This is a genomic window from Nocardiopsis sp. NPDC055551, assembly GCF_053619415.1.
This window is the reverse complement of the sequence record NZ_JBSHJJ010000005.1, coordinates 373314-397551: the sequence shown is the minus strand read 5'-3', so window position 1 is coordinate 397551 and position 24238 is coordinate 373314. Positions and strand designations below refer to the sequence as shown.

Here is a 24238-nt window from a genome sequence, read left to right as displayed (position 1 = left end):
TCGAGTTTACATGCTCCGAGCACCGCTCGAACCAGGCTGCTTTGAAGAGGATGTCTGTGATCGCGGTCCGGTGCCGAGCGCGAACCAGAAGGTTCTGCGCTCTCCGTCCCGCAGCGACTCGCTGAGTCTAGGTAACTGTCTCGGTGACGTCAAATCGGCCCGGTCCGGTGGGGAGATCCCCGATGTGTCCGGGCCTTCCGACCTTGATGACGCTGTCGGCCCTGATGACGCCGTCGATCCTGGTGACACCGTACGTCGACGTCGGGTCCGGGGTCTTGGATCGGCTTGCTTGTCAGGCATGAACCATCCTGCCCCTGGTCCCGGACCGGCAAACCCCGGTGTCAAGATTTTTCCGTGCCCTGGGTTTGATCCGGGGTGGGACGGACCGAAACCGACCCGTCCCACCCCGGTCACACCAGTGCGGCCAGTTCTTCGGCCAAGGCGCGGAAGGCGATGCCCCGGTGGCTGATCGCGTTCTTCTCCTCGGCGGTCAGCTCCGCCGTGGTCCGATCGTGGCCCTCGGGGACGAAGACCGGGTCATAGCCGAACCCGTTCTCTCCTCGGGGTTCCCCGACCAGGTGTCCACTCAGAACACCTTCGGCCGACCGCTCGGTCCCGTCGGGCATCACCAGCACGGCCGCGCACACGAACCGGGCGCCTCGGCGCTCCCGCGGGGTATCGGCGAGCTGGTCCAGGACCAGTTCCAGGTTGGCCCGGTCCTGGTTCCGCGCACCGAAACGGCCGGACCATCGGGCGGAGAGGACACCCGGCATCCCCCGCAGTTCGTCCACGCTCAACCCGGAGTCGTCGGCCACCGCGGGCAGACCGGTGTGCGCCGCGATCGCCCTCGCCTTCAGTCGGGCGTTTCCGACGAAGGTCGCCTCGGTCTCGGGTACCTCGGGTGCGTCGGGGAACGCGTCCAGGGCGAGGACCTCGGCCTTCACGCCCGCCTCGGCGAGGATGGCGCGCATCTCCGGCACCTTCTTCGCGTTGCGCGTGGCCAACACGATCTTCACGGTCAACTCCTCCGGACCTACTCGGACAGGCTCTTCTTCTGGATCGCGGACAGCTCCCCGCAACCGTTGGTGGCGAGGTCGAGCAGCTTGTCGAGGAGTTCGCGGTCGAACGCCGCACCCTGTCCCTCCGCGGTGCCCTGCACCTCGATGAACTTGCCGTCACCGGTGATCACGACGTTCATGTCGGTGTCGGCGACGGAGTCCTCCAGGTAGTTCAGGTCCAGCCTGGGCTGCCCCTGCACCACGCCGACGCTCACCGCTGAGAGCGAGCCGATGAGCGGGTTGGTCTTGAGCTTGCGCTTCTTGCGCAGGTACTTCATCGCGTCGGCGAGGGCCACGTAGGCACCGGTGATCGCCGCGGTGCGGGTTCCACCGTCGGCTTGGAGCACGTCGCAGTCCAGGGTGATGGTGTGTTCGCCCATCGCCTTGAAGTCGACGACGGCGCGCAGGGAGCGGCCGATCAATCGCGAGATCTCGTGGGTACGTCCGCCGATCTTGCCGCGCACGGACTCCCGGGCACCACGGGTGTCGGTGGCGCGCGGAAGCATGGCGTACTCGGCGGTGACCCACCCCTCGCCGGTCCCCCTCCGCCAGCGGGGCACACCGTCCTCGACGGTGGCCGCGCAGAGCACACGGGTGTCTCCGAACTCGATGAGCGCGGAACCTTCCGCTTGGCGGAGCCAGTTGCGGGTGATGGTCACAGGGCGAAGTTGGGTCGGAACGCGTCCGTCAGGTCGAGCCATGGTCATGAGCGTATCTCCGGTCGGACCACCTCGTGGCTCGGCCGCCGCTCAGTCGCTCAGCCGCTCAGTCGCCGATCCGGTGGACCTGTCCGCCTCGGGCGAGTTCGATGTCGCCGGCGAAGGTGGAACGGGCCTCGGACATGGTGACGTCGTCGTCGTTCCAGGGCACCAGGTGGGTGAGCAGGAGTTTGCGGACCCCGGCCCGGTCGGCGTGGTCGCCGGCCTCGCTACCGGTCAAGTGCATGTCCTTGGGGTGTTCGAGGTGGTCGTGGAAGGCGGCCTCACAGAGGAAGAGGTCGACTCCGCGGGCCAGGTCGATCAGGGAATCGCACGAGCCGGTGTCCCCGGAGTAGGCGAGGGAGGCGCCCTCGTGTTCGAGCCGGATGCCGAAGGCGTCGACGGGGTGGTTGACCCTGTCCACGCGGGCGGTCATCGGGCCGATGCGGAACTCGCCGGGGGTCAGTTCGTGGAAGTCGAAGACCTCGGTCATGCCGGGGTCGGGGTCCAGCCCGTAGATCTGGGCGAGGCGGTCGGAGACCCCGACGGGTCCGTAGACGGGGATGCGCGGCTTGGCTCCGTCGGGCGAGTACATGCGGGCGACCCAGTAGGCGCACATGTCGGCGCAGTGGTCGGTGTGCAGGTGACTGAGGTACACGGCGTCGATGGAGTAGAGGTCCGTGTAGCGCTGGAGGGCGCCCAGGGCGCCGTTGCCAAGGTCCAGAAGCAGGCGGTATCCACCGGCCTCGACCAGGTAACAGGAGGCCGGGCTGTCCGGCCCGGGGAAACTCCCGGAGGACCCGATAATCGTGAGTCGCACGTCGTCGTCGCCTTCTCGGTCGGCCGCTCTGTCTCCGTGGCCCCTGAGTGGCTGTGCGCGGGGAGTGCGGGTGGCGGCTGGTTCTGCGGATGTGCCCTTGTTACGGGTGTACCCCAATGACCGCCCTGGTGGTACAAAATGTGTCCCGCATCTCAGGCGACCTCGGTCACGTGTGAATTTTTCACACCAATTGATCAGAGATGACCGTTTTGCCCGAATAAGACAGGAGACCGGCCGCAGCAGCGACCGGTCTCCGTCACGAAGCTCGGATCAGGCCCAGAGCTGGCCGTCCAGGCGCTCCTCCGCCTCTTCGAGGGTCCCCTCGTAGGCGCCGGTGGACAGATACTTCCATCCGGCGTCGGCGATGACGAACGCGATGTCGGCGGACCGCCCCTCCCTTTCGGCCTTGCGGGCCATCCCCAGGGCGGCGTGCAGGGCGCCGCCCGTGGAGACCCCCGCGAAGATGCCCTCCTTGGCCAGGAGTTCCCTGGTCCGCTTGAGCGCGGCATCGGAGGGGACGGAGAAACGGGTGGTGAGCACCGACTCGTCATAGAGCTCGGGGACGAACCCCTCGTCGATGTTGCGCAGCCCGTAGACGAGTTCGCCGTACCGGGGTTCGGCGGCGACGATCTGAATGTCGGGCTTGTGCTCGCGCAGGTAGCGCCCCACCCCCATGAGGGTTCCGGTCGTACCGAGCCCCGCCACGAAGTGGGTGATCTCCGGCAGGTCGGCCAGCAGTTCGGGCCCGGTCGTCTCGTAGTGGGCGCGAGCGTTGGCCGGGTTGCCGTACTGGTACAGCATCACCCAGTCGGGGTTGGCCGCGGCCATCTCCTTGGCGACGCGGACGGCCTCATTGGACCCGCCCGCGGCCTCGGAGAAGTGGACCTCGGCGCCCCACATGGCGAGCAACTGCTTGCGCTCGGCGGAGGTGTTCTCCGGCATGACGCAGACCATGCGGTAGCCGCGCAGTTTGGCGACCATGGCCAGCGAGATGCCGGTGTTCCCCGACGTCGGCTCCAGGATCGTGCACCCCGGGGAGAGCAACCCGTCCTTCTCGGCCTGCTCGATCATGAAGAACGCCGCGCGATCCTTGATCGAACCGGTGGGGTTGCGGTCCTCCAGCTTCGCCCACAGCCGCACCCTCGGCGAGGGCGAGAGTCGGGGCAGGCCGACGAGCGGCGTGCCGCCGAGGGAGTCGAGTAGGGAGTCGTAGCGCATGGCCGTCCTTAGCGGCTTCCGCCGGCGACGGCGGGCAGGACGGTCACGTTGTCGCCGTCGGAGAGCTTCGCTTCGAGCCCACCGACGAATCGGACGTCCTCGTCGTTGAGGTAGACGTTGATGAAGCGGCGCAGCTTGCCGTTCTCCACCAGACGCTCGGCGATGCCGGGGTGACGGCTGTCCAGGTCGGTGAACAGCTCGCCGAGGGTGGCGCCGGACCCCTCGACGACCTTGGCGTCGTCGGTCAGGTTGCGCAGGATGGTGGGGATGCGGACCTCGATGGCCATGAAGGTGACTCCGTTAGCGGTCGTAGTTGTGCGTTCATGTCCAACAGGAGACACTCCGCCCTCATTCCGGACGGAGCCCTGCCGGTGGCGGAGCCTACTGGCGGCCGTCGCCCTCGGTGATCTCCACCGGTTCCTCGGTGACCTCGCCGTCGACGATCCGGTAGGAGCGGAACTCGACGGTGTCGGGCTCACGGGTGGAGACGAGGACGTAGTGGGCCCCCGGCTCGGAGGCGTAGGCGATGTCGGTGCGCGAGGGGTAGGCCTCGGTCGCGGTGTGGGAGTGGTAGATCACGACGGGTTCCTCGTCGCGGTCGTCCATCCCACGCCAGACCTTGAGCTGCTCGATCGAGTCGAAACGGTAGAAGGTCGGTGACCGTTCGGCGTTGAGCATCTCGATGAACCGCTCCGGGCGGTCGGAGCCCTCGGGGCCGGCGACGACACCACACGCCTCGTCGGGGTGGTCGCGGCGGGCGTGTGCGACGATCTGGTCGTAGATCGAGCGGTCAATCCTCAGCATGGCTCCAGGGTACCCACCCATTCTTCTCTACCAACCGAGTGGGTATTGTTGCCCCGGCTGGTGGGGCGGCTGCGAAGCTCCAACCCTCAACGAATAGGCTCGCTCCTATGAGAGAGGACGGCAGCAGTGCGCTGCTCACCGACCACTATGAACTGACGATGCTCCAGGGCGCCCTGCACAGCGGCGCCGCCGCACGCAGGTCGGTGTTCGAGATGTTCGCCAGGCGCCTACCCGAAGGCCGTCGTTACGGCGTCGTGGCGGGCACCGGGCGCTTCCTGGACCTACTGGAACGCTTCCGCTTCGGCCGTGCGGAACTGGACTTCCTGTCCGACCACGGTGTCGTGGACGAGCCCACCCTGGAGTGGCTCGCCGACTACCGCTTCTCGGGCAACGTCTGGGGCTACGGCGAGGGAGAGGCCTACTTCCCCGGCTCCCCCATTCTCGTGGTGGAGTCCACGTTCGCCGAGGCCGTGATCCTGGAGACCCTCGCCCTGTCGGTCTACAACCACGACAGCGCGATCGCCTCGGCGGCCAGCCGCATGTCGGTCGCGGCCGGCGACCGCCCGCTCATCGAGATGGGGTCCCGCCGCACCCACGAACGCTCCGCCGTGGCCGCGGCCCGCGCCGCCTACGTGGCCGGGTTCGCGACCTCTTCCAACCTGGAGGCGGGACGCTCGTTCGGGGTACCGACCGGCGGCACCGCGGCGCACGCCTTCACCCTGCTGCACGACAGCGAACAGCACGCGTTCAAGGCCCAGCTGGAATCCATGGGCATGGGCACCACCCTGTTGGTGGACACCTATGACGTCGAACGCGCGGTGCGTCACGCCGTGGAGTTGGCCGGCAAGGAGCTCGGAGCCGTCCGGATCGACTCCGGTGACCTGGGCGCGACCGCGTCCCGGGTGCGCGCCCAACTCGACGGGCTCGGCGCCACCGACACCGAGATCGTGGTCACCGGCGACCTCGACGAGCACTCCATCCAGGCTCTGGCCGTGGCCCCGGTGGACGGCTATGGCGTGGGAACGTCCCTGGTCACGGGTTCCGGCGCCCCGACCGTCTCGCTGGTGTACAAACTGGTGGCACGGGCGCGCGGCCTGGCGGACGACGCCCCGCTGGAACCGGTCGCCAAGCGTTCGGTGGGCAAACCGAGCCGGGGCGGCCGCAAGTGGTCGGTGCGCCGATTGGACGACAAGGGCGTCGCGGTGTCCGAGGAGGTGTACCCGCACGACCCGGGCGAGGTCGTCGGTACCCGTCCGTTGTTGCGGCCGCTGGTCGTCGACGGGGAGATCGTGGGCCGGGAGACGGTCCACCAGGCCCGTGAACGCCACCGGGCGACCGTGGCGGAACTGCCGGAGCAGGCGCTGCGGATGTCCCGCGGCGACGCCTCGCTGCCGACGATCTTCCACTGAAGTCCCAGACCCGACCCGATCCTGGAAGAGAGGTGCCGGACATGACGAGGGCACTCATCGTGGTGGACGTACAGAACGACTTCTGTGAGGGCGGCAGCCTCGGTGTGAAGGGCGGAGCGCGTACCGCGGCCGCCGTCACCGAGCACTCCCGCGCCGGTGGCTACGACCACGTGGTGGCCACCCGTGACCACCACATCGACCCGGGGGCGCACTTCTCCGACACCCCCGACTTCGTGGACACCTGGCCGCCGCACTGCGTGGTCGGTACCCCCGGCGCGGAGTTCCACGCCGACTTCGACGCCTCGGTGGCGGAGGAGATCTTCGGCAAGGGCCAGTACACGGCGGCCTACAGCGGTTTCGAGGGGACCGCGCGAGATGGTGAGACGACCCTGGTCGCGTGGTTGCGCGAACGGAACGTGGACGAGGTGGACGTGGTGGGCATCGCCACCGACCACTGTGTGCGGGCCACCGCGCTGGACGCCCGGGAAGAGGGGTTCCGGACGCGGGTGCTGCTCGGTCTGACCGCGGGCGTGGCCGCGCCCACGGTCGAGTCGGCGCTGGAGCGGTTGCGCGCCGCCGGCGTGGAGCTGGAGGGCGAGCCGCTGGTCGGTTGAGCCCCTGCCCTGACGACGAAGCGGCCGTGACCGGAGAGGTCACGGCCGCTTCTTGACTCCGGCGCGGCGCTCGACCTAGGCGATGCCGATGGCGGAGCGGACGTCCTTCAGGACCCGGCGGGCGCGCTCACGGGCGCGGTCCAGGCCGGAGGCGAGGATGTCGTCGAGCTCGGTCTCGGAGGCCATGAGCTCCTCGTAGCGGTCGCGCTTGGGGCCGAGTTCGGTGTCGACCGCCTCGAACAGTTCCTTCTTGAGGTCGCCCCAGCCCATGCCGCCCGCTTCCAGACGCTTGCGCACGTCGGCGACCTTGTCGGCGTCGGCGAAGTGTGTGAGCAGCTGGAACGGGATCGAGGAATCCGGGTCCTTGGGGTCCTCCACCGGGGTGGAGTCGGTGGGGATCCGGTTGATGGCCTTGCGGAACTTCTTCTGCGACAGGAACAGCGGGATGTGGTTGTCGTAGGACTTGCTCATCTTGCGGCCGTCTGTGCCGGGCAGGATGCTCGCTTCGCTGTCGTCGATGACGCCCTTGGGGATCGGGAAGCTGTAGGAGTCCCCGAAGCGGTGGTTGAAGTACCCGGCGATGTCGGCGGTGTACTCGATGTGCTGCGATTGGTCGCGGCCGACGGGGACCTGGGTGCCCTCCATGACGAGGATGTCCGCGGCCATGAGGATGGGGTAGTTGTACAGCCCCATGTTGACGCCCGAGTCGAGGTCGGTGACGCCGGCCTCGGTGTTGCGGTCCCGAACGGCCTTGTAGGCGTGCGCGCGGTTCATGAGCCCCTTGGGGGTGAGGGTGCTCAGGATGGTGGTGAGCTCGAAGGTCTCGGGGATGGAGGACTGGCGGTAGAAGACCGTGCGCTCGGGGTCGAGCCCACAGGCCAGCCAGGTGGCAGCGCCCGACCGGATGCTGTGACGAAGCTCGTCCGCGTCCTTGATGATGTTGAGCGCGTGATAGTCGGCGATGAAGTAGAAGGTGTCGTAGCGCTCGGCGGCCGCGAGGGCGGGCTTGATCGCGCCGATGTAGTTGCCCAGGTGGAAGTCGCCGGTGGGCTTGATCCCGGTCAGGTACGTGTTGGCTGCCATGTCTCAAGCCTAGCGGCGCGCACCACCCGCTCCCCGCCCGACTTATGGCCAAGCCCCCATCCCTGAGGCATACTTTCAGTATGACTTCCATGGATACCACGATCAAGGTCCCACGATCCCTGAGAGAGCGCATCAGCAAGAGGGCGAGACACCGCCGGGTCACCATGGCTCGCGCGATCGAAGAGGCACTGGACGAGGCCGAGGAGTTGGAGTTCTGGTCCGACGTGCGCATGTACAACGAGAGCCTCACCAAGGAGGACCGGCGTGCCCGCCTCGATGACCGGACACTCCAGGACGACCTCTCAGACCCGGGGGACGACGAACTGACCGCAGAGGAAGCCTGGTGAAGCGAGGCGAGATCCACATGGCCGACCTGGGAGACCCGGTCGGCCACGAACAAGGGATGCGCCGTCCGGTTCTCCTGGTCAACGCTCAACTCTGGCTGGAGTCCCACCCACCCGTGGTCATGGCTGTCCCGTTGACCCGAACCCACCGGGGAAGTCGGACCCATGTGGAGATCGAGCCGGGTTCCTCGGGACTGAAAGCGATCAGCTACGCCAAGTGCGAGGACCTGCGCTCGATCTCTCCCGAACGGCTCGGACGACGGTTCGGTCGTGTCGACGATCTCGTCCTGTTCGAGGTGGAAACGGTCCTGCGCAGACTACTCGCCCTTTGAGGTGGCGATTCGTGGCGCCACGGGTGGTGTGACGCCACGAACCCGGGTCAGGCCTGTGGCGCGCCCTCGCGGAAGGCGGCCCAGTGCTCGGCCATGCGATCCGCCTGCCCCTTGGTGAAGTGGGTCATGCAGGCGTCGTCGCTGTAGTTCATGAAGTTGGTGACCGGGTCCTCGCCCTCGCGTTCGGGGCAGGTGTCCCGGCCCTCGGGGCAACCGGAGGCGGCCTCGCGTTCGTAGGGGGTGTCGTCGACGTAGTCGCCCGGGCTCTCGCAACCGTTCTGGAAGGTGTGGAACAACCCCAGCCAGTGACCGACCTCGTGGGTTCCGGTGTGCCCCTCGTTGAACTTCTCGCGGTCACCGCCGGGCAGGGTGTCGTGCGCGATCGCGACCCCGTCCTGGTCGGGGTTGTCGGCGTAGTCCTGCGGGAACGTGGAGAAGCCCAGCAGTCCGCTGCCCAGGTCCGCGGTGTAGATGTTCAGGGTCTCGGGGCCGCCCTGGCGCAGTTCGGCGCGGATCTCGTCGCGCTGCTCTCCGAAGTCGCGGAACCAGGTGTCGTTCTCGGTCCGCGTGACGTCGGCGAGCTCGAAGCGGAATCCGGTGTCGGTGCCCTCCGAGCCCTTCGCGTACTCGCCCTGGTACGCCCGGTTGAGCACGTCCACCTGGTCGTCGACGCGTTCGTCGGAGATCTCGCCGCTGCCGTCGCTCGCGGAGATCACGTGCATGACCACGGGCACGGTGTAGGGCGCGGCGGCCTCATGGTCGCGGATCCGTTCCATCGCCCGGCGGAGGCCTTCCTCGTACTCGGCGGCCTGTTCCGGGGTGACCTCCACACCGTCGGAGGGGCCGGCGTGCGGGTCGGCGACCCTGCGTTCGGCCTCCGCGACCGGTTCCGTGCCGGGTGGGCAATACGGTTCGTTCGCCACCGTGGCCGCCGAGACGTTCTCCGGAGCCGCCACCCCCTGGGTGGTCGGCTCCGGAGAAGTACTCGCCACCAGGCCGGTCAACGTGACCGCGCAAAGGGACAGTCCGGACCAGAGCGCGGCTGTGCCACCGCGAGAGCTTCGTCGAATCATCTCACGCACAGTAGCGACACAATCGCCCACAGTTTGCCTGCCTTGCGCGGCGTTGCGAAGTATTTGCCCGATTCGACTGGTCAGTGACTATTTCTGCCCGACGGCCCAGGCGCGCAGCTTGGCGATGCGTTCCTGGATCTGATCCGGGGTGGCCTGCGCGACGGGCGGCCCACCACAGGCGCGCCGCAGCTCGTTGTGGATGGCACCGTGCGGTTTTCCGGTCCGATGGTGCCAGGCCCCCACCAACCCACTGAGTTCGCGACGCAGGTCGGCCAGGATCTGGTGGGTGGGCCCCTTGGGCTCCTCCGGTTCCTGCCTGCCCTTGGCCTTGAGCTCACTCGCCTTCAGGTCCGCCTTGCGCTTGCGCAACAACTGGGAGACCTGGTCGGGGTCGAGCAGCCCGGGCAGCCCGAGGAAGTCCTCCTCCTCACTGGACCCCGCGGCGCCGCCCCCGTACTCCAGGCCGTCGTACAGCGCCCGGTCGAACTCGGCGGCGGACTCCATCGTCTCGAACGGGAGCTCCTCCCCCGCGTCCGGCGAGTCCTTCTTCTTGTTCGCCTCCCGGAGCAGGTCCTCCTCCGGGTACTCGTCGTCACCTGGTGTCTTGTCCAGGACGTGGTCGCGCTCGCGCTCCATCTCGCCCGCGTACTCCAACAGCGTGGGCACCGACGGCAGGAACACCGACGCCACCTCGCCACGCTTGCGGACCCGCACGAAACGCCCGATGGCCTGCGCGAAGAACAGCGGGGTGCTGGTGGAGGTGGCGTACACGCCCACCATCAGACGGGGCACGTCCACACCTTCGGAGACCATGCGCACCGCGACCATCCAACGATCGTCGCCGGCGGCGAACCGGGAGATCTTCTTGGAGGCCGTGGGGTCGTCGGAGAGCACCACGGTGGCGCCCTTGCCGGTGATCTGCCGCAGGATCCGTGAATAGGCGCGGGCGTTCTCGTGGTCGCTGGCGATGACCAGCGCGCCGGCGTCCGGGTGTGTCTTGCGCACCTCTGTCAGGCGCCGGTCGGCGGCCTGCAGGACCTTCTTGATCCAGTCGCCCTTGGGGTCGAGCGCGGCCCGCCAGGCCTGGGAGAGCGCGTCCTGGGTGAGCGGTTCGCCCAGGCGTGCGGCGAGTTCGTCACCGGCCTTGGTCCGCCAGCGCATCTCACCGGAGTAGGCCATGAAGATGACCGGGCGCACCACGCCGTCCTCCAGCGCGGGCGCGTACCCGTAGCTGTAGTCCCACGAGCAACGTCTGACCCCGGCACCGTCCTGGACGTAGTCCACGAACGGGATGGGGTTGATGTCGGAGCGGAACGGGGTGCCGGTCAGTGAGAGCCTTCGGGTGGCCGGGTCGAAGGCCTCCCGTGCCGCCTCGCCCCAGGACAGGGCGTCGCCGGCGTGGTGGACCTCGTCGAAGATCACCAGGGTCTTGCGCGCCTCGGTGCGGTTGCGGTGCAACATCGGGTGCGCGGCCACCTGCGCGTAGGTGACGGCCGCACCGAGGTACTGACGCCCCAGTGCGCCCTGCCCGTTCTTGAACTCGGGGTCGATGGGGATCCCGAACCGCGCCGCGGCCTCCGCCCACTGCTTCTTGAGGTGCTCGGTGGGGCAGACGATGGTGATCGAACGCACTGCGTGCCGTTGGAGGAGCTCACTGGCCAGGGTGAGGGCGAAGGTGGTCTTGCCCGCGCCGGGGGTGGCCACCGCGAGGAAGTCGCGCGGCTGCCTGCGGAAGTACTCCTCGAAGGCCTCCCTCTGCCAGGCCCGAAGGCCGCTCAGGCGATCCTCTTGCGAGGTCTGCGTCACCGTCATTCGTCTCGTCCCCCGTTGCTCACCTGCTAGAGGTTAGTGGTTGCCCGGTCCGGAAGATGGAGCCCCGGCAGTGGTGCCGCGCACAGCGGCCCACCATTCCACCACCTCACGACGGGCGGCACGGTGCCCGTGCACCGCGCCGCCCTGTTGTTCCTCTTCAGCGTCGAAACCGCTGTCTTTCCTCGTGTCCTAAACGCCGCCCTCTTCGGCTTCCGGGTCGGCCCCGGGATCGCCTCCCAGCTCATCACCGGTGGATTCGGCGTCCTCACCGGGCACGCCGGCGGGGGCCTCCTCACCTCCGATGTTCGACGTGTCCACCGCACCGTCGTTGAACGGCATGTGGGGGGAGATCGCCGGGAAGGCGAAGAACCACAGCAGCGCGGCGGCACCCGCGAGCAGGCCGACCATCATGATGAACTTCGACGCCCATGGTCCCGGCAGGACGCGCCAGATCAGGCCGTACATTCGTGAACCCTCCCTAGGCTTCCGGCGCCATGTGCGCGATGGACTCCGGCATGCCCTCGGACTTGGGCGTGGTCTCGGCCAGTTCCGCCCAGACGATGAGCCGGTGCGTGTTGTTGAGCTTGGGCGCGCAGGTGGTGAGGGTGAGCAGCGCACGTCCGGGTTCCTCTTCCGAGGCGTCCTCGAAGGGGTCGGGGGTGACCACCCAGAAGTCCTCGGGCAACACGGTCTCCTCTCGGAAGACCTCGTAGGTATAGAAGTTCTCGCCGTCCTCCAGGACCATGACGTCGCCCTCGTCGAGCAGGTCGAGGTCCCAGAACAGGCCGGGGGTGCGGTGGGCGGCCACGCCGTAGTTGCCCATCTCACCGGGTGCGCTGTCGAACTGGGTGTAGCGACCGGGACTGTAGCGGATGTCGTCGGGCTCGGTGCCGTTGACGACGACCCAGTCCAGGTCCAGGCTCGGAACGTACAGGCGGCTGTCGGCGCTGCCGGGCAGCGGCTCCGAGTCGGGCCCCTGCACGGTCTCCTCCGTGGCGGCCCAGGCCTCGTCGAGCCCGTCCGCCAGCCCCTGCTGTTCGCGGTCGGTCTCCCACTGGGAGCCGTACACCTCGTAACCGGCGTAGAACAGCATCAGCAGACCCGCGGTCAGCAGGATCTCGCCGAAGAACCGTACGAAACCGCGGACGACGTCACCGGGGGTGGTCTTCGGTTTGCGGGCGCGCCGCCTCCCGCCCCTGGAGGAGCGGGGGCGGTGCTCCTCGTTCTCGGGGTGGGGCTCATCGCGCGACTGCCGTTCAGTTGTGGACACCAATACGACCTACTCCTGTGGACGCTTTCGTGTGCACCCGGGTGACCGGAGTGGGACGACGAGCGGGACCCCCGTACGCGGATGCGGCAGTACTTCGACCTCGTGTCGGTACACGGCGCTGAGCAACGACGCGGTGAAGACGTCGGCGGGGGTGCCCTGCGCTGCGACCCGTCCTCCGGAGAGTACCGCCACACGATGGGCGTACGCGGCCGCAAGCCCCAAATCGTGCAGGACCACGATAACCGCCCCACCGTGGGACGCCAGTGTACGCGCGATCCCCAGAACGAGTTCCTGGTGGCGGATGTCGAGCGCCGCGGTGGGTTCGTCCAGCAGGAGCAGGGAGGTGTCCTGGGCCAATACGCGGGCGAGCATCACCCGGGCTCGTTCGCCGCCGGAGAGCGTGGGGAAACGTCGGTCGGCGAGCTGTTCGACACCGACCCGCGCCATGGCCTCGCGCACGAGTGCGGCGTCCTGATCGGGGGTGCTCAGCCCGGCCCAGGGCGCCCGCCCCATGGTGACGAGCTCGTGCACGGAGAACGGGAAGCCGACCGTGGCCTCCTGGGGCAGGACGGCGCGGCGCAGCGCGAGTTCGGGCGGGGTCCACTCCTCCAGCGGGCGGTCGAACAGGCGCACCGTGCCCGAGTCCCGCTCCCCCTTACCGGGTGCTCCGGTGACGTCCCCGGAAACGGCGCGCAACAGCGTGGACTTGCCGGCGCCGTTGGGGCCGACCAGCGCCAGCAGCTCCCCGGAACGGACGGTGACATCGACCCCGTCGAGCAGGACCCGCCCACCCCTGCGGACGGTGACGTCCCGCGCTCGGACCACGGGGGCGCCGGGTTCGAGGGGTTCGGGCCGATCGGGTGCCCGGGTGAGTCGGGCGACGGCTGACGCGAACCGGCGGCGCAGCGGGGACCCCGTGGTCATGACCAGCCTCCTTGCTTGGCGCGGGTGCGGTGCAGCAGGTAGAAGAAGAACGGTCCGCCCAGGGCCGCGGTGACCACGCCGAGTGGGATCTCGGCGGGGGCGGCCGCGGTTCGGGCGAGCAGGTCGGCGGCGAGCAGGAGCAGCCCGCCGCCCAGCGCAGAGGCGGGCAGCAGCACCCGGTGTCCGGGACCGGTGACCATCCGGATGATGTGGGGTACGACCAGTCCGACGAACGCGACGATCCCCGCGAAGGCGACCGCGGCGGAGGTCAGCAACGCCATCGCGGTGATGATCACCAAACGCATGCGTTCGACGTCCACGCCCAGATGACGGGCGGGCCCCTCGCCGAGGGACAACAGGTCGAGCTTGCGCGCGTAGAACGGGATGACGGACAGGCCCAGCAACAGGCACGGCGCGATCGCGGCGACCTTGGACCAGGTGGCGGTGGAGACGCTGCCCAGCTGCCAGAAGGTGATGGTCTGGATCTCGGCGTCCTGGGAGAAGTTGGTCATCAGCCCGATGGCCGCGCCGGCGATGGCGTTGACCGCGATACCGGTGAGCAGCAGGGTGACGACCTCGGTACGGCCGCCGGAGCGCGCGAACACGTACACGAACAACGTGGTGAGCAGGCCGAAGACGAACGCCGACGCGATGATCGTCCAGTGACCGAGCACGGTCAGCCCGGTGAAGATGACCACGATCGCGCCGACGGCCGCGCCGGAGGAGACGCCGATGACGCCGGGTTCGGCGAGGGGGTTGCCGAAGATGCCCTGCATCATGGCGCCGGCGCTGCCCAGGGCCGCACCGACCATGACGGCCAGGACCACGCGGGGCAGGCGCACGTCCCACAGGACGGTCTCGGCGATCTGGTCGGGCAGGCCGCCGACCCGCAGGCCCACCGCGTCCAGGAGGGAGGCCGCGACCTGGCCGGCGGGGATCGGGTAGGCGCCCACACCGGCGGCGATCACGGAGACGACGACGAGTCCGACGGACAGGCCCGTGATCAGCAGGGTGGCGCGCAGGCGTCGGCCGAGGGTCCCGGGGGTGGCCCCGCCGTCGTCCGCGGGGGCGTCGTCGGATCCGGTGGTGGGGCGTGGGGACAGGGCGGTCACTCGTCGCCCTCCGCACCCGAGGCGTCGCCGGTCTCGCCGGTGACCGCGGCGAGTTCCTCGGCCATGGTGGTGATGACCTGCGGGGTGCGGGGACCGAAGTTGAGCAGGACGCCGTCCTCGAAGTCGATGACGGCCTGGTTCCGTCCGGCCGGGGTCTGCGCGACGCCGGGAATCTCGGAAAGTCCGGCGACGCCGCCGACCGATTCCAGTCCCTTGGTCATGACCAGCAGGACGTCGGGGCGTGCCTCGATGAGCGCTTCGGTGGTGATGGGGGTGAAGGCCGTGGTCAGGCCCATCTCGACACCGGCGTCGCGGGCTCCGATCTCTTCGAGCAGGGCGTCGGCGCCCGAGCCGGGGCCGCCGAGCAGGTACACGCCGGCGGTGCCGCGCAGATAGAGGAAGGCGACGAGGGGATCGCCGCTGGTCTCCAGGGAACTCTCGCGCACCTGCGCCATCTGCTCCTGGGTGCGTTCGGCCAGGAGGGTGCCGGAGTCGGGGACGCCGAGGGCCCGTGCCACACGTTCGAAGCGGGGATACATCTCGTCGATGGACCAGGCCTCTTCGACGATGACGACGGGGATGCCGGAGTTCTGGACCTGTTCGATCACCTCGGGCGGGCCGGTCTGGGTGTCGGCGAGGATCACGGTGGGTCGGAGGGCCAGGACCGTCTCGGCCGAGACCTCGTGGCCCTCACTGATGACGGGCAGGTCGGCGGCCTCGTCGAAGGTGGCGGCCACGTCGCGGCCGACCACGTTGTCGCCCAGACCGAGCGTGAAGACGATCTCGGCGAGGCTTCCGGTGAGCGGGAGGATGCGTTCGGCGTCGGTCACCTCGACGTCCTCGTACTCCAGGGGGTCGGAGGAGGAGCGGTAGGGGTCGAGGACCACGGATTCGACGGTGACGGGGAGTTCGGGGGCCGCGACCTCGTCCAGGATCTGGAGGCGGTTCTCGGCCAGGTCCGGGATGCCGCCCGCGTCCCCTGACGCGTCCACGGGGGCGTCGGGGCCCGTGCAGGCGGTCAGGGCCAGGGTGCAGGCGATGGCGAGGGCGAGCGGGCCGAGACCACCGCGCGGGAGGGTTCGGGGGACGGCGTGGGGCATGGCGATCGCTTTCGGTTGAGCCGGGATGCCGGGCGGGGCCGCGGAGCGGGTCACGACAAGACCTTTTATATGACAGGTCGTCAGATCCTTGACAACCTCGTCGCTTCAGTGGTCAACTATTGCGGCGCCGGATCGAGTTAGGCAAGGCTCACTTCACCTAGGTAAGCATAACCTAAAATCGTTTCCCCCACCTCACGCGGAGGTCGGCCCCTCGTCCGACCCGCCCGACAACTAAGGCCCCTGATGCGAGCAGCGGTTCCCCTCCATGGGCTTGTCCCACCCCTGGCCACCGTCGCCGCGGCGACGCTTCTGGTCGCCGGCGCACCCTCGACGGTGCTCGCCGAACCCATCGACGAACCAGTCCACCCCCGAACCACCACCGTGAACCGAACCCAGGGACTCGACCCCGAGGGCGACAGCGTCACGGTCGCCGGCATCGGGCACACCCCCGGTTCCCGGATCGAGATCACCACGCGCGCCGTCCCCGCCGAGGCACGGGGCACCGACGAGGTCGACGAGACCGCCGTACTCGACGACGACAACACCGTCACCACCGACGTGGACGAGCGCGGCCTGTTCGGCGTCACCCTCGACACCGGTGTCGACTTCGCCGCCGAGGCGGGCCTGGACACCGAGGAGGATCCCTTCGAGATCGTCGTTCTCGACGCCGAGCCGTCCGAGCGGACGGACGAGGTGGATGGGACGGGTGAGTCGGTCGAGCCCACCGATGACGGTGTGGTCTCCGACCCCGGCGCGGGAATGAGCGCCCCGGTGCTTGCACCCGTCTCCCCCGCCGTACCAGCGGTCGTGGCCGCGGTTCCGGTCGTCTTCGCCGTGCCCGCCGCCGTTCCCGAGAACCGGCCGCAGAGCGCTTCCCGGAGCGCGCCGCAGGCGGCCCCGCACAACGCTCCCCAAGCCCTGCCCCGGACCCCGGGCGATCTGTCGCTCAGCGTCTCCAAGACCAGCGGGATCGACCCCGACGGGGAGACCGTGACCGTCACCGGCTCCGGCTACGACACCGCCAAGGGCATCTACGTGGCCCTGTGCGACACCGCCAACGCCGGTTCGAGCGTCGCGCCCGGGCCGTGCATCGGTGGGGTGGACATGGAAGGCGAGGGCGGTTCGTCCGCCTGGATCTCCAGCAACCCGCCGCCCTACGGAGAGGGCCTGGCCACCCCCTACACGGGTGGCGGGACCGACGGCGGCTTCACCGTGGAACTGGCCGTCAAGGCCAAGGACGACAACACCGACTGCACCGCGGCAGGCACCGAGTGCGCCGTGGTGACCCGAAACGACCACACCCGCTCCAGCGACCGCGGTCAGGACGAGTTCGTCCCGGTGACCTTCGCGGGGCAGGCGGGCGACGGCGGTGGCGGGTCCGGCGATGGTTCCGGCTCCGACGAGGGCGCGGGTTCCGGTTCTGGCGGGGGTGGCGCGAGCGGCGGCTCCGGTGCGGGCGGCGCGAGCGGCTCCGGATCCGGCTCCGGTTCCGGCGGCTCCGGTGGCGACGGGCCCCTGGCCCTGACCGGCGCCCCGTTGGCGGGGTTGCTGCTGACCGCCGTGGTGGCCTCTCTGGCCGGTGTCACCGCGCTGGTGGCGACCCGACGCCGGGCGGGTGGGACCGACCCGACCACCGCGTGATCTCGGGGGACGGTGGGGCTCTCACAACCGGGAGGCGGAGGCACCACCCCCACCTCGAACGCTGTGGACGACCGCCCCTCCTCCCTCCTCATGACCCGCTCTCCCTCGGCGGGTACCGCCGCGCCCGCTCAGCGCGCACCCGCCGCCCCCGCACCATCCCCGGTCCCGACGCGCGATCGAGACCGAATCACCTCTCCCTCGACACGATGGGAACCACCGATCACATGAGCACCAACACGAACCATGAGGGCGACGGCAGGGCCCGCCGGGCGCTGCGCTCCCTCACCGCCTACGTGGGCGCGGCCGCCCTCGGGGCCTCCCTCACCGTGGCGGCGGCCCCGGCCGCGATGGCCGACGAGGCGCCCGTCTCCCTGGACGGCGGTTCCGCCACCTGGGGTGTCAAGCAGTCCTTCCGCAACTACATCGGCAGCCCCATCGCCGATGGTGAGATCACCGCGTCCGACGGCGCGAGTGTCAACGACGACGGGACCTTCGACTTCCCGACCGTGGACGGCTCCGTCTCCAAGGAGGACGCCTCCGGTGAGGTGAGCTTCGGCGGCCGGGTGGTCTTCGCGGGCCACGACTACGGTCAGGGCGCGGTCCTGGAGGTCCATGTCGCCGACCCCCGCGTGGAGTTCGACGGCGACGGCTCCGCCACCGTGTACGCCGAGGTCACCAGCCGCGAATTCAACGGTGCGAACCCGAACCTGCCGCCCGGCGACCTGGTCGATTTCGGCGAGGTCCCCGTGACCGAGCTGACCGGCGCCGAACTGATCGTGGACGGCGACTCCCTCGCCCTCACCTCCGAGGCGGGCACCCTGCACGCCGACGCGGTCGAGGCCTTCGCCGGCTTCTATGGTGCGGGTGATCCGATGGACCCGCTGTCCTTCACCACCACCGCCGTGGAGGGCGGCGAGCCCGGTGAACCGGGTGAGCCCACCCACGACCCGAGGGTCACCGTCTCCAAGACCGAGGAACTGAACCCCGAGGGCGAGACCGTCACCGTCGACGGCACCGGTTTCCGTCCCGGCCAGGGCGTGTACGTCGCCCTGACCGCCGCCGAGCGGTCGGCGGACTCCTTCCCGGAGCACCACATCGGCGCGGTGTGGCTGCGTGGTGCCGACGCCCCCGGTGACGAGGGCACCTTCTCCACCGAGGTCGAGGTGTCCGGCGCCTACGACGCCGAGGAGACGACCTACGACTGCGTCGAGACCCGGTGCTACGTCGCGGTCTTCAACGACCACACCGACATCGGCAACCGCGACCAGGACGTGTGGACCCCGATCTCCTTCGCCACCGAGGACGATGGTGAGGGCGGCGACGACGGCGATGGTGACGGCGACGGCGGGAACGGCGAGGGCGAACTCCCCGAGGGCGACCTGACCGTTTTCAACGGCCGCGCCGACTGGGGCGTCAAGGAGTCCTTCCGCAACTACATCGAGGGCGACATCGCCGCCGGTGAGATCACCACGTCCGAAGGCGCCACCCGTGGCGAGGACGGGACCTTCTCGTTCACCGACGCCACCGGCCGGGCGAACCTGGACGACGTCACCGCCGAGATCGACCTCACCGGCACCGTGCTCTTCGAGGGCCACGTCTACGGTGACGCCGACCCGCTGCTGTACATGTCCGTCACCGACCCGCGCGTGGAGATCGACGGCGAGGCGGGCACCCTGTACGCCGACGTGGTCAGCAAGTCCCTGACCGACGCCGAACTCGTCACCTACGACGACGTCGCCCTGGCCGACCTGGACCTGTCCGGTGTCGACGCCGAGGTCGACGAGGGTGTGTTGAGCTGGGGCCCGATCCCGACCGCCCTCACCGCCGAAGGCGTCCCCGCGTTCGCCGACTTCTACGTCGAGGGTGAGCGACTGGACCCGATCTCGCTGGCCGTGAGCGTGGACGAGGACGTTCAGGTCCCCGGCGGCGGCGACGGCGACAACGGTGGTGGCGACGGCGGGCCGACCCCCGGCCCCGGTGACGGTGACGGTGAGGGCGGTGGCAAGCCCGGGCTCCCCAACACCGGTACCGCCCTGGCCGATCTGCTGACCGCGGCCGCGGCCGCGGTGGCGGCGGGCGGCGTGGCGATCGCGGTCTCGCGCCGACGCAACGGCGCGGACGGCGCCGGCACCGAGGACGGCGAACTCTAGCCCCCCGGTCCGTCTCGAACACGACGAAGGCCTTGGCTCACCCGCGGGGGTGGGTCAAGGCCTTACGGGTGCGACCGGAAGGGCCGTCTACTTCATCATGTCCTCGTACGCCTGCTTGCACTCCGGGCACACGGGGAACTTCTTCGGGTCGCGGTTGGGTACCCACACCTTGCCGCACAGGGCGATCACCGGGTCACCGGTCACCGCGCTCTGGGTGATCTTCTCCTTCTGCACGTAGTGCGCGAACCGCTCGCGATCACCATCGTCGTGCGAGATGTCCGGCCTGGTCTCGCTGTCCGGAAGAACCTTGTTCAGGACGTCCATCGACATCGTCCTCACACCTTTCAACGTCTGGACCCCACGGTATAGGGTGCCGCGGCCCGTCTCAGTCTCACCGGGGACAAGCTTGCGCTCAGTTCATGGTGGGGTCGTCCGGGTAGGTCGACAAAAGGGCCATCTCTCCGCCCTGCCGGCGCAGGACCCGTGACCACAACCCCTCGGGGGTGGCACCGAAAAGGTCGTCGGCGAACGCGTCGACCACGAACCAGGCGCCCTCCTCGATCTCCCCTTGGAGCTGCCCCGAACCCCAACCGGAGTAACCGGCGAAGACGCGCAGAGCCGCCAGGGAGGAGCCGAGCATCTCGGGCGGCCCGTCCAGGTCCACGACTCCCACGCCGTCCAGTCCCGTTCCGGGGGGTGGACCCACCAACGGGGACCAACCCGGGGGCTCGTCCTCGGGGACTGCGCTGCCCAGGGCGATACCCGAGTCGGTGCCCACCGGCCCGCCCGAGAACATCACCGCCGGGGAACTGGCGTAGGCGCCCCACGAGTTCACGACCTCGCCCACCGGAAGTTCCAGCGGACGGTTGAGGATCACCCCGAGGGTGCCGTCGGCGGCGTCGTCTACGACGAACACCACCGAACGGCGGAAGGAGTCCTCTTGAAGCAAGGGGGCGGCCACCAGTAGGCGCCCGGTCAGAGTCGACTGGTCCATGGTCCACCTTTACCCGAAAGGCGACCGGTCGGGCGCCCTATCAGGAGGGTTCGGCGAGACTGTTCAGGCCTTGGTCTCCTGGCCGCGCTGAGCGACCTCGCGGACCGCGTTGGCCACGTGGGTGGACAGCTCCGGGTGGAAGACGCTCGGGATGATGTAGTTCGGGCCCAGTTCGTCCTCGGTGACGACGTCGGCGAGGGCTTCGGCGGCGGCGACCATCATGTCCGAGGTGACGTTGTGGCTCTGGGCGTCCAGCAGACCGCGGAAGAAGCCGGGGAAGACCAGCACGTTGTTGATCTGGTTCGGGTAGTCGCTGCGTCCGGTGGCCACGACCGAGGCGTGCAGGTGCGCGATGTCGGGGTCGACCTCCGGGTCGGGGTTGGCCAGCGCGAAGATGATCGAGTCCTCGTTCATCTCGGCGATGTCCTCGCCGTCGAGCAGGTTCGGGGCGGAGACGCCGATGAACACGTCGGCTCCGGCGACGGCGCCCTTGAGGTCGCCGCTGTAGCCGCCCTGGTTGGTGTGTTCGGCGATCCAGCCCAGGTTCTGGTCCAGGTCCTCGCGTCCGGAGTGGACGGAGCCGTGCACGTCGTTGACGATGATGTCGCGCGCTCCGGCGTGCATGAGCAGCTTGAGGATGGCGGTACCGGCCGCGCCCGCGCCGGACATAACGACGCGGACCTCGGACAGCTTCTTGCCGACCACGCGCAGGGCGTTGCGCAGGGCGGCCAGGACGACGATGGCGGTGCCGTGCTGGTCATCGTGGAAGACGGGGATGTCCAGGAGTTCGCGCAGGCGGGCCTCGACCTCGAAGCAGCGAGGGGCGGAGATGTCCTCCAGGTTGATGCCGCCGAACCCGGGGGCGAGCAGCTGGACGGTTCGGACGATCTCGTCGACGTCCTGGGTGTCCAGGGCGATGGGCCATGCGTCGATGTCGGAGAAGCGTTTGAACAGGGCGGCCTTGCCCTCCATGACGGGCATGGCGGCCTCGGGGCCGATGTTGCCCAGGCCCAGGACGGCGGATCCGTCGGTGACCACGGCGACGCTGTTGCGCTTGATGGTCAGGCGACGGGCGTCTTCCTTGTTGGCGGCGATGGCCTGGGAGACGCGGGCGACTCCGGGGGTGTAGGCCATGGAGAGTTCGTCGCGGTTGCGCAGCGGCACCTTCGACTTCATCTCGATCTTGCCGCCGAGGTGCATGAGGAAGGTGCGGTCGCTGACCTTGTGGACGACGACCCCGTCGACGGCGCCGAGGGCGTCGACGATCGCCTGGGCGTGCTCGGTGTCGCGAGCGGCGCAGGTGACGTCGATGCGGATGCGCTCGTGCCCAGCGGCCGCCACGTCGAGGGCGGTGATCATGCCGCCGACCTGCTCCACCGCGTTGGTGAGGCTGCCGACCGCGCTACCTCCGGCGTCCAGTTCCAGTCGGACGGTGATGGAGTACGAAACGCTGGGAAGGGTGGCCACGTGTTGCTCCTTGGCTTTGGCTGGTGTCATCCGTCCGCGGGGCGCACCGGCGGCCCCTCCCGTGGACGTACGTACCGACCCCGGAACGGCTGTGGCCCTGCACGCCATGGATCCGCCCCGGTGGCTCTGGTCGGCTCTCGCGCGCCGATAACACGGGGGTTCGTTCTCCGTGCCGGCGACGCTTCCCGCCGTGGCATCCGTAGAGGGGTGCCTTCGAAAGCGGGGGCTCGGTTGACGGCCGGGGGCTGGCTGGAAACCCACAACCGAGTCGCTTCACCCTACCTGAGTCAAGGGGGGAACGTCAGCACAAGAGGACAATTAACGCTTGCGGAAAAAATCGCATTAATTCCTATCTCCGGCGCGGTCTTCGGCCGCCCGAACCACCATGTCCGCACAGGCGTCGGTGGAGAGCACGGCGGAATCGACCACCAAGTGGTAGTGGCCCGGATCGGCCGGATCGACCCGGTAGAACCGGCGCACGTAGGCGGCGCGAGCGCGGTCGTTGTCGCTCAGCAGTTTCGCGGTGGGCGGGGTGGGGCCCCACCCCTTGCCACCGAACTCCTCCCGGTTCCCGAGTTCCCACAGACGGCGGGCTCGGCGCAGGCGGGCCTCACGGCTTCCGTCCAGCCGTACGTGCAGGGCGCCCGGGTGGTCGGCCAGGATCACCGCGGCGGCACGACCGAGGACGACCCCGCCGGCGCGGGCCACGTCCTTGATGACCCGTTCGGTCTGTTCGACGAACTCGTGGTCGTAGAGGAGACGACCCTCGTCGTCCATGGTGCCGAAATAGGCGGTTTCGACGCTGCCGAGGGTGACGGTGGGCAGCCGGGCCGCGCTGGCGAGGAGTCGCTCGAAGCCGCCCGGAGCACGGTCGTCGCGTTGGAGGGCCTCGTCGAGCGAGCAGCCGATCTGTTCGGCGACGGCGCTGGGGACCGCGCGGTCGAGGAAGGGGACGCCCAGCCGGGCGGCGATGGCCGGGCCGATGACGCTGCCGCCGGCGCCGAAGGTGGCCGAGATCGTCACGACGGGGGCTCCGCCGGGATGCGGGGTGCGGTCGGTCGTCATGGTCCACCTGCCCGGTCGTGCTGTGGACCGTGTCTCCGCGGCCCGCCGTGTAGTTCTTTTACCCGGCGAGGGGGCGACCATCCCACCCGTCTTCGCTACGGCAAATACCGCATGATTTGCCACGATCGGGCACGAACGGGTGGAGTTCTCCGGCCGGTGACCGTCCCAAGAAATCTCGGAGAACGGGCACCGGCCGGTATCCGATCAGAACAGGGCGGAGGTGAGCTTGCGGCGGGCCGCGCCCACGCGCGGGTCCCCGGCCGGCAGTAGGTCGAACAGGGACAGCAGGTGTTCGCGGGCCTTGTTCCGGTCCTCATCGGCGGTGCGCTTGATCGTGTCGATGAGGCGGTCGAAGGCGTCGTCGAACTTGCCGCCGTACATGAAGACGTCGGACACGACGATCTGGGCGTCGACGTCGTTCGGGCGGTCGACCGCGGCCTGCAGCGCGGCCTCGGGGTCCACGTCCTGGAGTCGGCCGATCAGGCGCACCTGCGCCAGCTTGGCCTTGACCTCGGCGTTCTTGGGGTCGGCGGCCAGCGCCTTCTCGAAGACCGCGGCGGCCGCGTCGAAGTCACCGCGTTCCAGGGCGGCCTGCGCCTCGACGTCGACCGGGTCGGCCTCGGGTTCGGGGGCGCCCTGGTCCTCGGGCATCGCGGAGGGGTCGCCGTCCACCGTGCCGGGGTGCCCCGGCGGGAGCATGCCCTGCTGGGCCAGGGCGCCGAAGACCTGGGTGAGCCCCTCACGGAGCTGCTCCTCGGTCGCCGGGCCCTGCATCAGGGGCATGACCTGACCCTGGACGGCGATGATGATGCTCGGCGCGCCCTGCACGCGCAACGCCTGCACCAGCTGAGGACTGGCCTCGCTGTCGATCTTGCCCAGGATCCAGTTGCCGCCGGAGCCCCTGGAGAGGTTGTCCAGGGCGTCCTCGACCTGCTTGGACTGCTCGGACCAGCCCGCGAGGACCGCGAGGACGACCGGCGCCGACAGAGAGCTCTCCAGCACCTGCTGGAAGGTGGCCTCATCGACGTTGACGGCGAAGGGGTTGGTACGACCGGCCGACTCGTCGGCGCGCTGCTTGGCCTCACGTTCCAAGGCCGCCTTGCGCGCCCCGAGGTCGACCGCACTGTTCGGTGAAAAGTCCGAAGGCTGCATACTCCCTATCCTGCCCCATCCCGAGGCGGTACGAGGACTCCGTACCGCCTCGGGCCCCAGAACGGTCAGGGGTTCGCGGACGGGAAGCGGCGGCGCTC

General features: G+C 69.3%; 25 protein-coding genes. 6 read left to right on the top strand and 19 right to left on the bottom strand.

What is annotated here, in order from left to right:
- Positions 1-410: 410 nt before the first annotated feature.
- The 6 genes from rdgB to ACWGSK_RS12170 form a co-directional block, all read right to left on the bottom strand.
- Positions 411-1016 carry an RdgB/HAM1 family non-canonical purine NTP pyrophosphatase gene (rdgB, locus tag ACWGSK_RS12195; protein WP_358515675.1) on the bottom strand — a complete coding sequence of 202 codons (606 nt, stop codon included), beginning with the start codon at positions 1014-1016 and terminating at the stop codon, positions 411-413.
- A 17-nt stretch (positions 1017-1033) separates the two neighbouring features.
- Entirely contained in the window at positions 1034-1759 is a 726-nt protein-coding gene (gene rph, locus ACWGSK_RS12190) for a ribonuclease PH (protein WP_358515673.1), read from the bottom strand.
- 64 nt (positions 1760-1823) lie between these two features.
- Positions 1824-2576: an MBL fold metallo-hydrolase gene (locus ACWGSK_RS12185; RefSeq protein WP_358515670.1), complete on the bottom strand. Its 753-nt coding sequence runs from the start codon at positions 2574-2576 to the stop codon at positions 1824-1826.
- Between the two features lie 270 nt (positions 2577-2846).
- Positions 2847-3794, bottom strand: a complete 948-nt coding sequence (locus ACWGSK_RS12180; protein WP_358515667.1) for a PLP-dependent cysteine synthase family protein — start codon at positions 3792-3794, stop codon at positions 2847-2849.
- 8 nt (positions 3795-3802) lie between these two features.
- Positions 3803-4081, bottom strand: a complete 279-nt coding sequence (locus ACWGSK_RS12175) for a MoaD/ThiS family protein (protein WP_067608473.1) — start codon at positions 4079-4081, stop codon at positions 3803-3805.
- 94 nt (positions 4082-4175) lie between these two features.
- Positions 4176-4598 (bottom strand): M67 family metallopeptidase, encoded by a 423-nt coding sequence (locus tag ACWGSK_RS12170; protein WP_358515664.1) that lies wholly within the window; start codon positions 4596-4598, stop codon positions 4176-4178.
- 107 nt (positions 4599-4705) lie between these two features.
- Here ACWGSK_RS12170 and ACWGSK_RS12165 point away from each other — a divergent pair, with 107 nt between their 5' ends.
- On the top strand, positions 4706-6007 hold the full coding sequence (locus ACWGSK_RS12165) for a nicotinate phosphoribosyltransferase (RefSeq protein ID WP_358515661.1): 1302 nt from the start codon (positions 4706-4708) through the stop codon (positions 6005-6007).
- A 41-nt stretch (positions 6008-6048) separates the two neighbouring features.
- The gene (locus ACWGSK_RS12160) at positions 6049-6621 is read left to right on the top strand and encodes a nicotinamidase (RefSeq protein WP_358515658.1); all 573 of its coding nucleotides are present in this window, start codon (positions 6049-6051) and stop codon (positions 6619-6621) included.
- 75 nt (positions 6622-6696) lie between these two features.
- Here the strand turns inward: ACWGSK_RS12160 and ACWGSK_RS12155 are convergent, their stop codons facing one another.
- Positions 6697-7704, bottom strand: coding sequence for a tryptophan--tRNA ligase (locus tag ACWGSK_RS12155; protein WP_452455829.1), 1008 nt, complete (start codon positions 7702-7704; stop codon positions 6697-6699).
- 80 nt (positions 7705-7784) lie between these two features.
- Here ACWGSK_RS12155 and ACWGSK_RS12150 point away from each other — a divergent pair, with 80 nt between their 5' ends.
- Both ACWGSK_RS12150 and ACWGSK_RS12145 read left to right on the top strand, forming a co-directional pair.
- Positions 7785-8051, top strand: coding sequence for a hypothetical protein (locus tag ACWGSK_RS12150; RefSeq protein WP_358515652.1), 267 nt, complete (start codon positions 7785-7787; stop codon positions 8049-8051).
- A complete protein-coding gene (locus ACWGSK_RS12145; RefSeq protein ID WP_452455828.1) occupies positions 8048-8380 on the top strand; it encodes a type II toxin-antitoxin system PemK/MazF family toxin in 333 nt (110 codons plus the stop codon). Before ACWGSK_RS12150 ends, ACWGSK_RS12145 begins: the two co-directional genes overlap by 4 nt.
- A 47-nt stretch (positions 8381-8427) precedes the next feature.
- On the opposite strand, the gene ACWGSK_RS12140 is transcribed toward ACWGSK_RS12145, so the two are convergent.
- The 7 genes from ACWGSK_RS12140 to ACWGSK_RS12110 all read right to left on the bottom strand — a co-directional run bounded on the left by ACWGSK_RS12140 (position 8428) and on the right by ACWGSK_RS12110 (position 15671).
- Complete coding sequence (locus tag ACWGSK_RS12140) at positions 8428-9453, bottom strand: zinc metalloprotease (RefSeq protein ID WP_452455827.1); 1026 nt, start codon at positions 9451-9453, stop codon at positions 8428-8430.
- Positions 9454-9540: 87 nt separating this feature from the next.
- On the bottom strand, positions 9541-11265 hold the full coding sequence (locus ACWGSK_RS12135; protein WP_358515643.1) for a DEAD/DEAH box helicase: 1725 nt from the start codon (positions 11263-11265) through the stop codon (positions 9541-9543).
- A 189-nt stretch (positions 11266-11454) separates the two neighbouring features.
- Positions 11455-11730, bottom strand: coding sequence for a hypothetical protein (locus tag ACWGSK_RS12130; RefSeq protein ID WP_358515640.1), 276 nt, complete (start codon positions 11728-11730; stop codon positions 11455-11457).
- A 13-nt stretch (positions 11731-11743) separates the two neighbouring features.
- Positions 11744-12538, bottom strand: coding sequence for a class E sortase (locus ACWGSK_RS12125; protein ID WP_358515637.1), 795 nt, complete (start codon positions 12536-12538; stop codon positions 11744-11746).
- Positions 12539-12544: 6 nt separating this feature from the next.
- A complete protein-coding gene (locus ACWGSK_RS12120) occupies positions 12545-13459 on the bottom strand; it encodes a heme ABC transporter ATP-binding protein (RefSeq protein WP_452455826.1) in 915 nt (304 codons plus the stop codon).
- Entirely contained in the window at positions 13456-14571 is a 1116-nt protein-coding gene (locus ACWGSK_RS12115) for a FecCD family ABC transporter permease (protein ID WP_452455825.1), read from the bottom strand. Before ACWGSK_RS12115 ends, ACWGSK_RS12120 begins: the two co-directional genes overlap by 4 nt.
- Positions 14568-15671, bottom strand: coding sequence for a heme/hemin ABC transporter substrate-binding protein (locus tag ACWGSK_RS12110; RefSeq protein WP_452455835.1), 1104 nt, complete (start codon positions 15669-15671; stop codon positions 14568-14570). The genes ACWGSK_RS12115 and ACWGSK_RS12110 overlap by 4 nt, the downstream gene beginning before the upstream one ends.
- Before the next feature lie 243 nt (positions 15672-15914).
- Here ACWGSK_RS12110 and ACWGSK_RS12105 point away from each other — a divergent pair, with 243 nt between their 5' ends.
- Together ACWGSK_RS12105 and ACWGSK_RS12100 are read left to right on the top strand one after the other, a co-directional pair.
- Positions 15915-17312 carry a cell wall protein gene (locus tag ACWGSK_RS12105; RefSeq protein WP_452455824.1) on the top strand — a complete coding sequence of 466 codons (1398 nt, stop codon included), beginning with the start codon at positions 15915-15917 and terminating at the stop codon, positions 17310-17312.
- Positions 17313-17536: 224 nt separating this feature from the next.
- Positions 17537-19462 (top strand): HtaA domain-containing protein, encoded by a 1926-nt coding sequence (locus ACWGSK_RS12100; protein ID WP_452455823.1) that lies wholly within the window; start codon positions 17537-17539, stop codon positions 19460-19462.
- Positions 19463-19549: 87 nt separating this feature from the next.
- Here the strand turns inward: ACWGSK_RS12100 and ACWGSK_RS12095 are convergent, their stop codons facing one another.
- From ACWGSK_RS12095 to ACWGSK_RS12075, 5 genes are all read right to left on the bottom strand, one after another.
- Positions 19550-19792, bottom strand: coding sequence for a DUF3039 domain-containing protein (locus tag ACWGSK_RS12095; RefSeq protein WP_358512140.1), 243 nt, complete (start codon positions 19790-19792; stop codon positions 19550-19552).
- 82 nt (positions 19793-19874) lie between these two features.
- Positions 19875-20456, bottom strand: a complete 582-nt coding sequence (locus ACWGSK_RS12090) for a YqgE/AlgH family protein (protein WP_358512143.1) — start codon at positions 20454-20456, stop codon at positions 19875-19877.
- Positions 20457-20519: 63 nt separating this feature from the next.
- Positions 20520-21923, bottom strand: a complete 1404-nt coding sequence (locus ACWGSK_RS12085; RefSeq protein WP_358512146.1) for an NAD-dependent malic enzyme — start codon at positions 21921-21923, stop codon at positions 20520-20522.
- Positions 21924-22265: 342 nt separating this feature from the next.
- Positions 22266-22988: a cytidylate kinase-like family protein gene (locus tag ACWGSK_RS12080; RefSeq protein ID WP_358512149.1), complete on the bottom strand. Its 723-nt coding sequence runs from the start codon at positions 22986-22988 to the stop codon at positions 22266-22268.
- A 204-nt stretch (positions 22989-23192) separates the two neighbouring features.
- Positions 23193-24140 carry a tetratricopeptide repeat protein gene (locus tag ACWGSK_RS12075; RefSeq protein WP_358512152.1) on the bottom strand — a complete coding sequence of 316 codons (948 nt, stop codon included), beginning with the start codon at positions 24138-24140 and terminating at the stop codon, positions 23193-23195.
- Positions 24141-24238 lie beyond the last annotated feature (98 nt).

Bases quoted from the DNA above. Each gene is read 5' to 3' on its own strand.
- ACWGSK_RS12135 (WP_358515643.1), bottom strand. From the start codon at position 11,265: ATGACGGTGACGCAGACCTCGCAAGAGGATCGCCTGAGCGGCCTTCGG.
- ACWGSK_RS12110 (WP_452455835.1), bottom strand. From the start codon at position 15,671: ATGCCCCACGCCGTCCCCCGAACCCTCCCGCGCGGTGGTCTCGGCCCG.
- ACWGSK_RS12120 (WP_452455826.1), bottom strand. From the start codon at position 13,459: ATGACCACGGGGTCCCCGCTGCGCCGCCGGTTCGCGTCAGCCGTCGCC.
- ACWGSK_RS12150 (WP_358515652.1), top strand. From the start codon at position 7,785: ATGACTTCCATGGATACCACGATCAAGGTCCCACGATCCCTGAGAGAG.
- ACWGSK_RS12165 (WP_358515661.1), top strand. From the start codon at position 4,706: ATGAGAGAGGACGGCAGCAGTGCGCTGCTCACCGACCACTATGAACTG.
- ACWGSK_RS12180 (WP_358515667.1), bottom strand. From the start codon at position 3,794: ATGCGCTACGACTCCCTACTCGACTCCCTCGGCGGCACGCCGCTCGTC.
- ACWGSK_RS12140 (WP_452455827.1), bottom strand. From the start codon at position 9,453: ATGATTCGACGAAGCTCTCGCGGTGGCACAGCCGCGCTCTGGTCCGGA.
- ACWGSK_RS12105 (WP_452455824.1), top strand. From the start codon at position 15,915: ATGCGAGCAGCGGTTCCCCTCCATGGGCTTGTCCCACCCCTGGCCACC.
- ACWGSK_RS12095 (WP_358512140.1), bottom strand. From the start codon at position 19,792: ATGTCGATGGACGTCCTGAACAAGGTTCTTCCGGACAGCGAGACCAGG.
- ACWGSK_RS12090 (WP_358512143.1), bottom strand. From the start codon at position 20,456: ATGGACCAGTCGACTCTGACCGGGCGCCTACTGGTGGCCGCCCCCTTG.
- rph (WP_358515673.1), bottom strand. From the start codon at position 1,759: ATGGCTCGACCTGACGGACGCGTTCCGACCCAACTTCGCCCTGTGACC.
- ACWGSK_RS12080 (WP_358512149.1), bottom strand. From the start codon at position 22,988: ATGACGACCGACCGCACCCCGCATCCCGGCGGAGCCCCCGTCGTGACG.
- ACWGSK_RS12175 (WP_067608473.1), bottom strand. From the start codon at position 4,081: ATGGCCATCGAGGTCCGCATCCCCACCATCCTGCGCAACCTGACCGAC.
- ACWGSK_RS12160 (WP_358515658.1), top strand. From the start codon at position 6,049: ATGACGAGGGCACTCATCGTGGTGGACGTACAGAACGACTTCTGTGAG.
- ACWGSK_RS12170 (WP_358515664.1), bottom strand. From the start codon at position 4,598: ATGCTGAGGATTGACCGCTCGATCTACGACCAGATCGTCGCACACGCC.
- ACWGSK_RS12100 (WP_452455823.1), top strand. From the start codon at position 17,537: ATGAGCACCAACACGAACCATGAGGGCGACGGCAGGGCCCGCCGGGCG.
- ACWGSK_RS12130 (WP_358515640.1), bottom strand. From the start codon at position 11,730: ATGTACGGCCTGATCTGGCGCGTCCTGCCGGGACCATGGGCGTCGAAG.
- ACWGSK_RS12075 (WP_358512152.1), bottom strand. From the start codon at position 24,140: ATGCAGCCTTCGGACTTTTCACCGAACAGTGCGGTCGACCTCGGGGCG.
- ACWGSK_RS12155 (WP_452455829.1), bottom strand. From the start codon at position 7,704: ATGGCAGCCAACACGTACCTGACCGGGATCAAGCCCACCGGCGACTTC.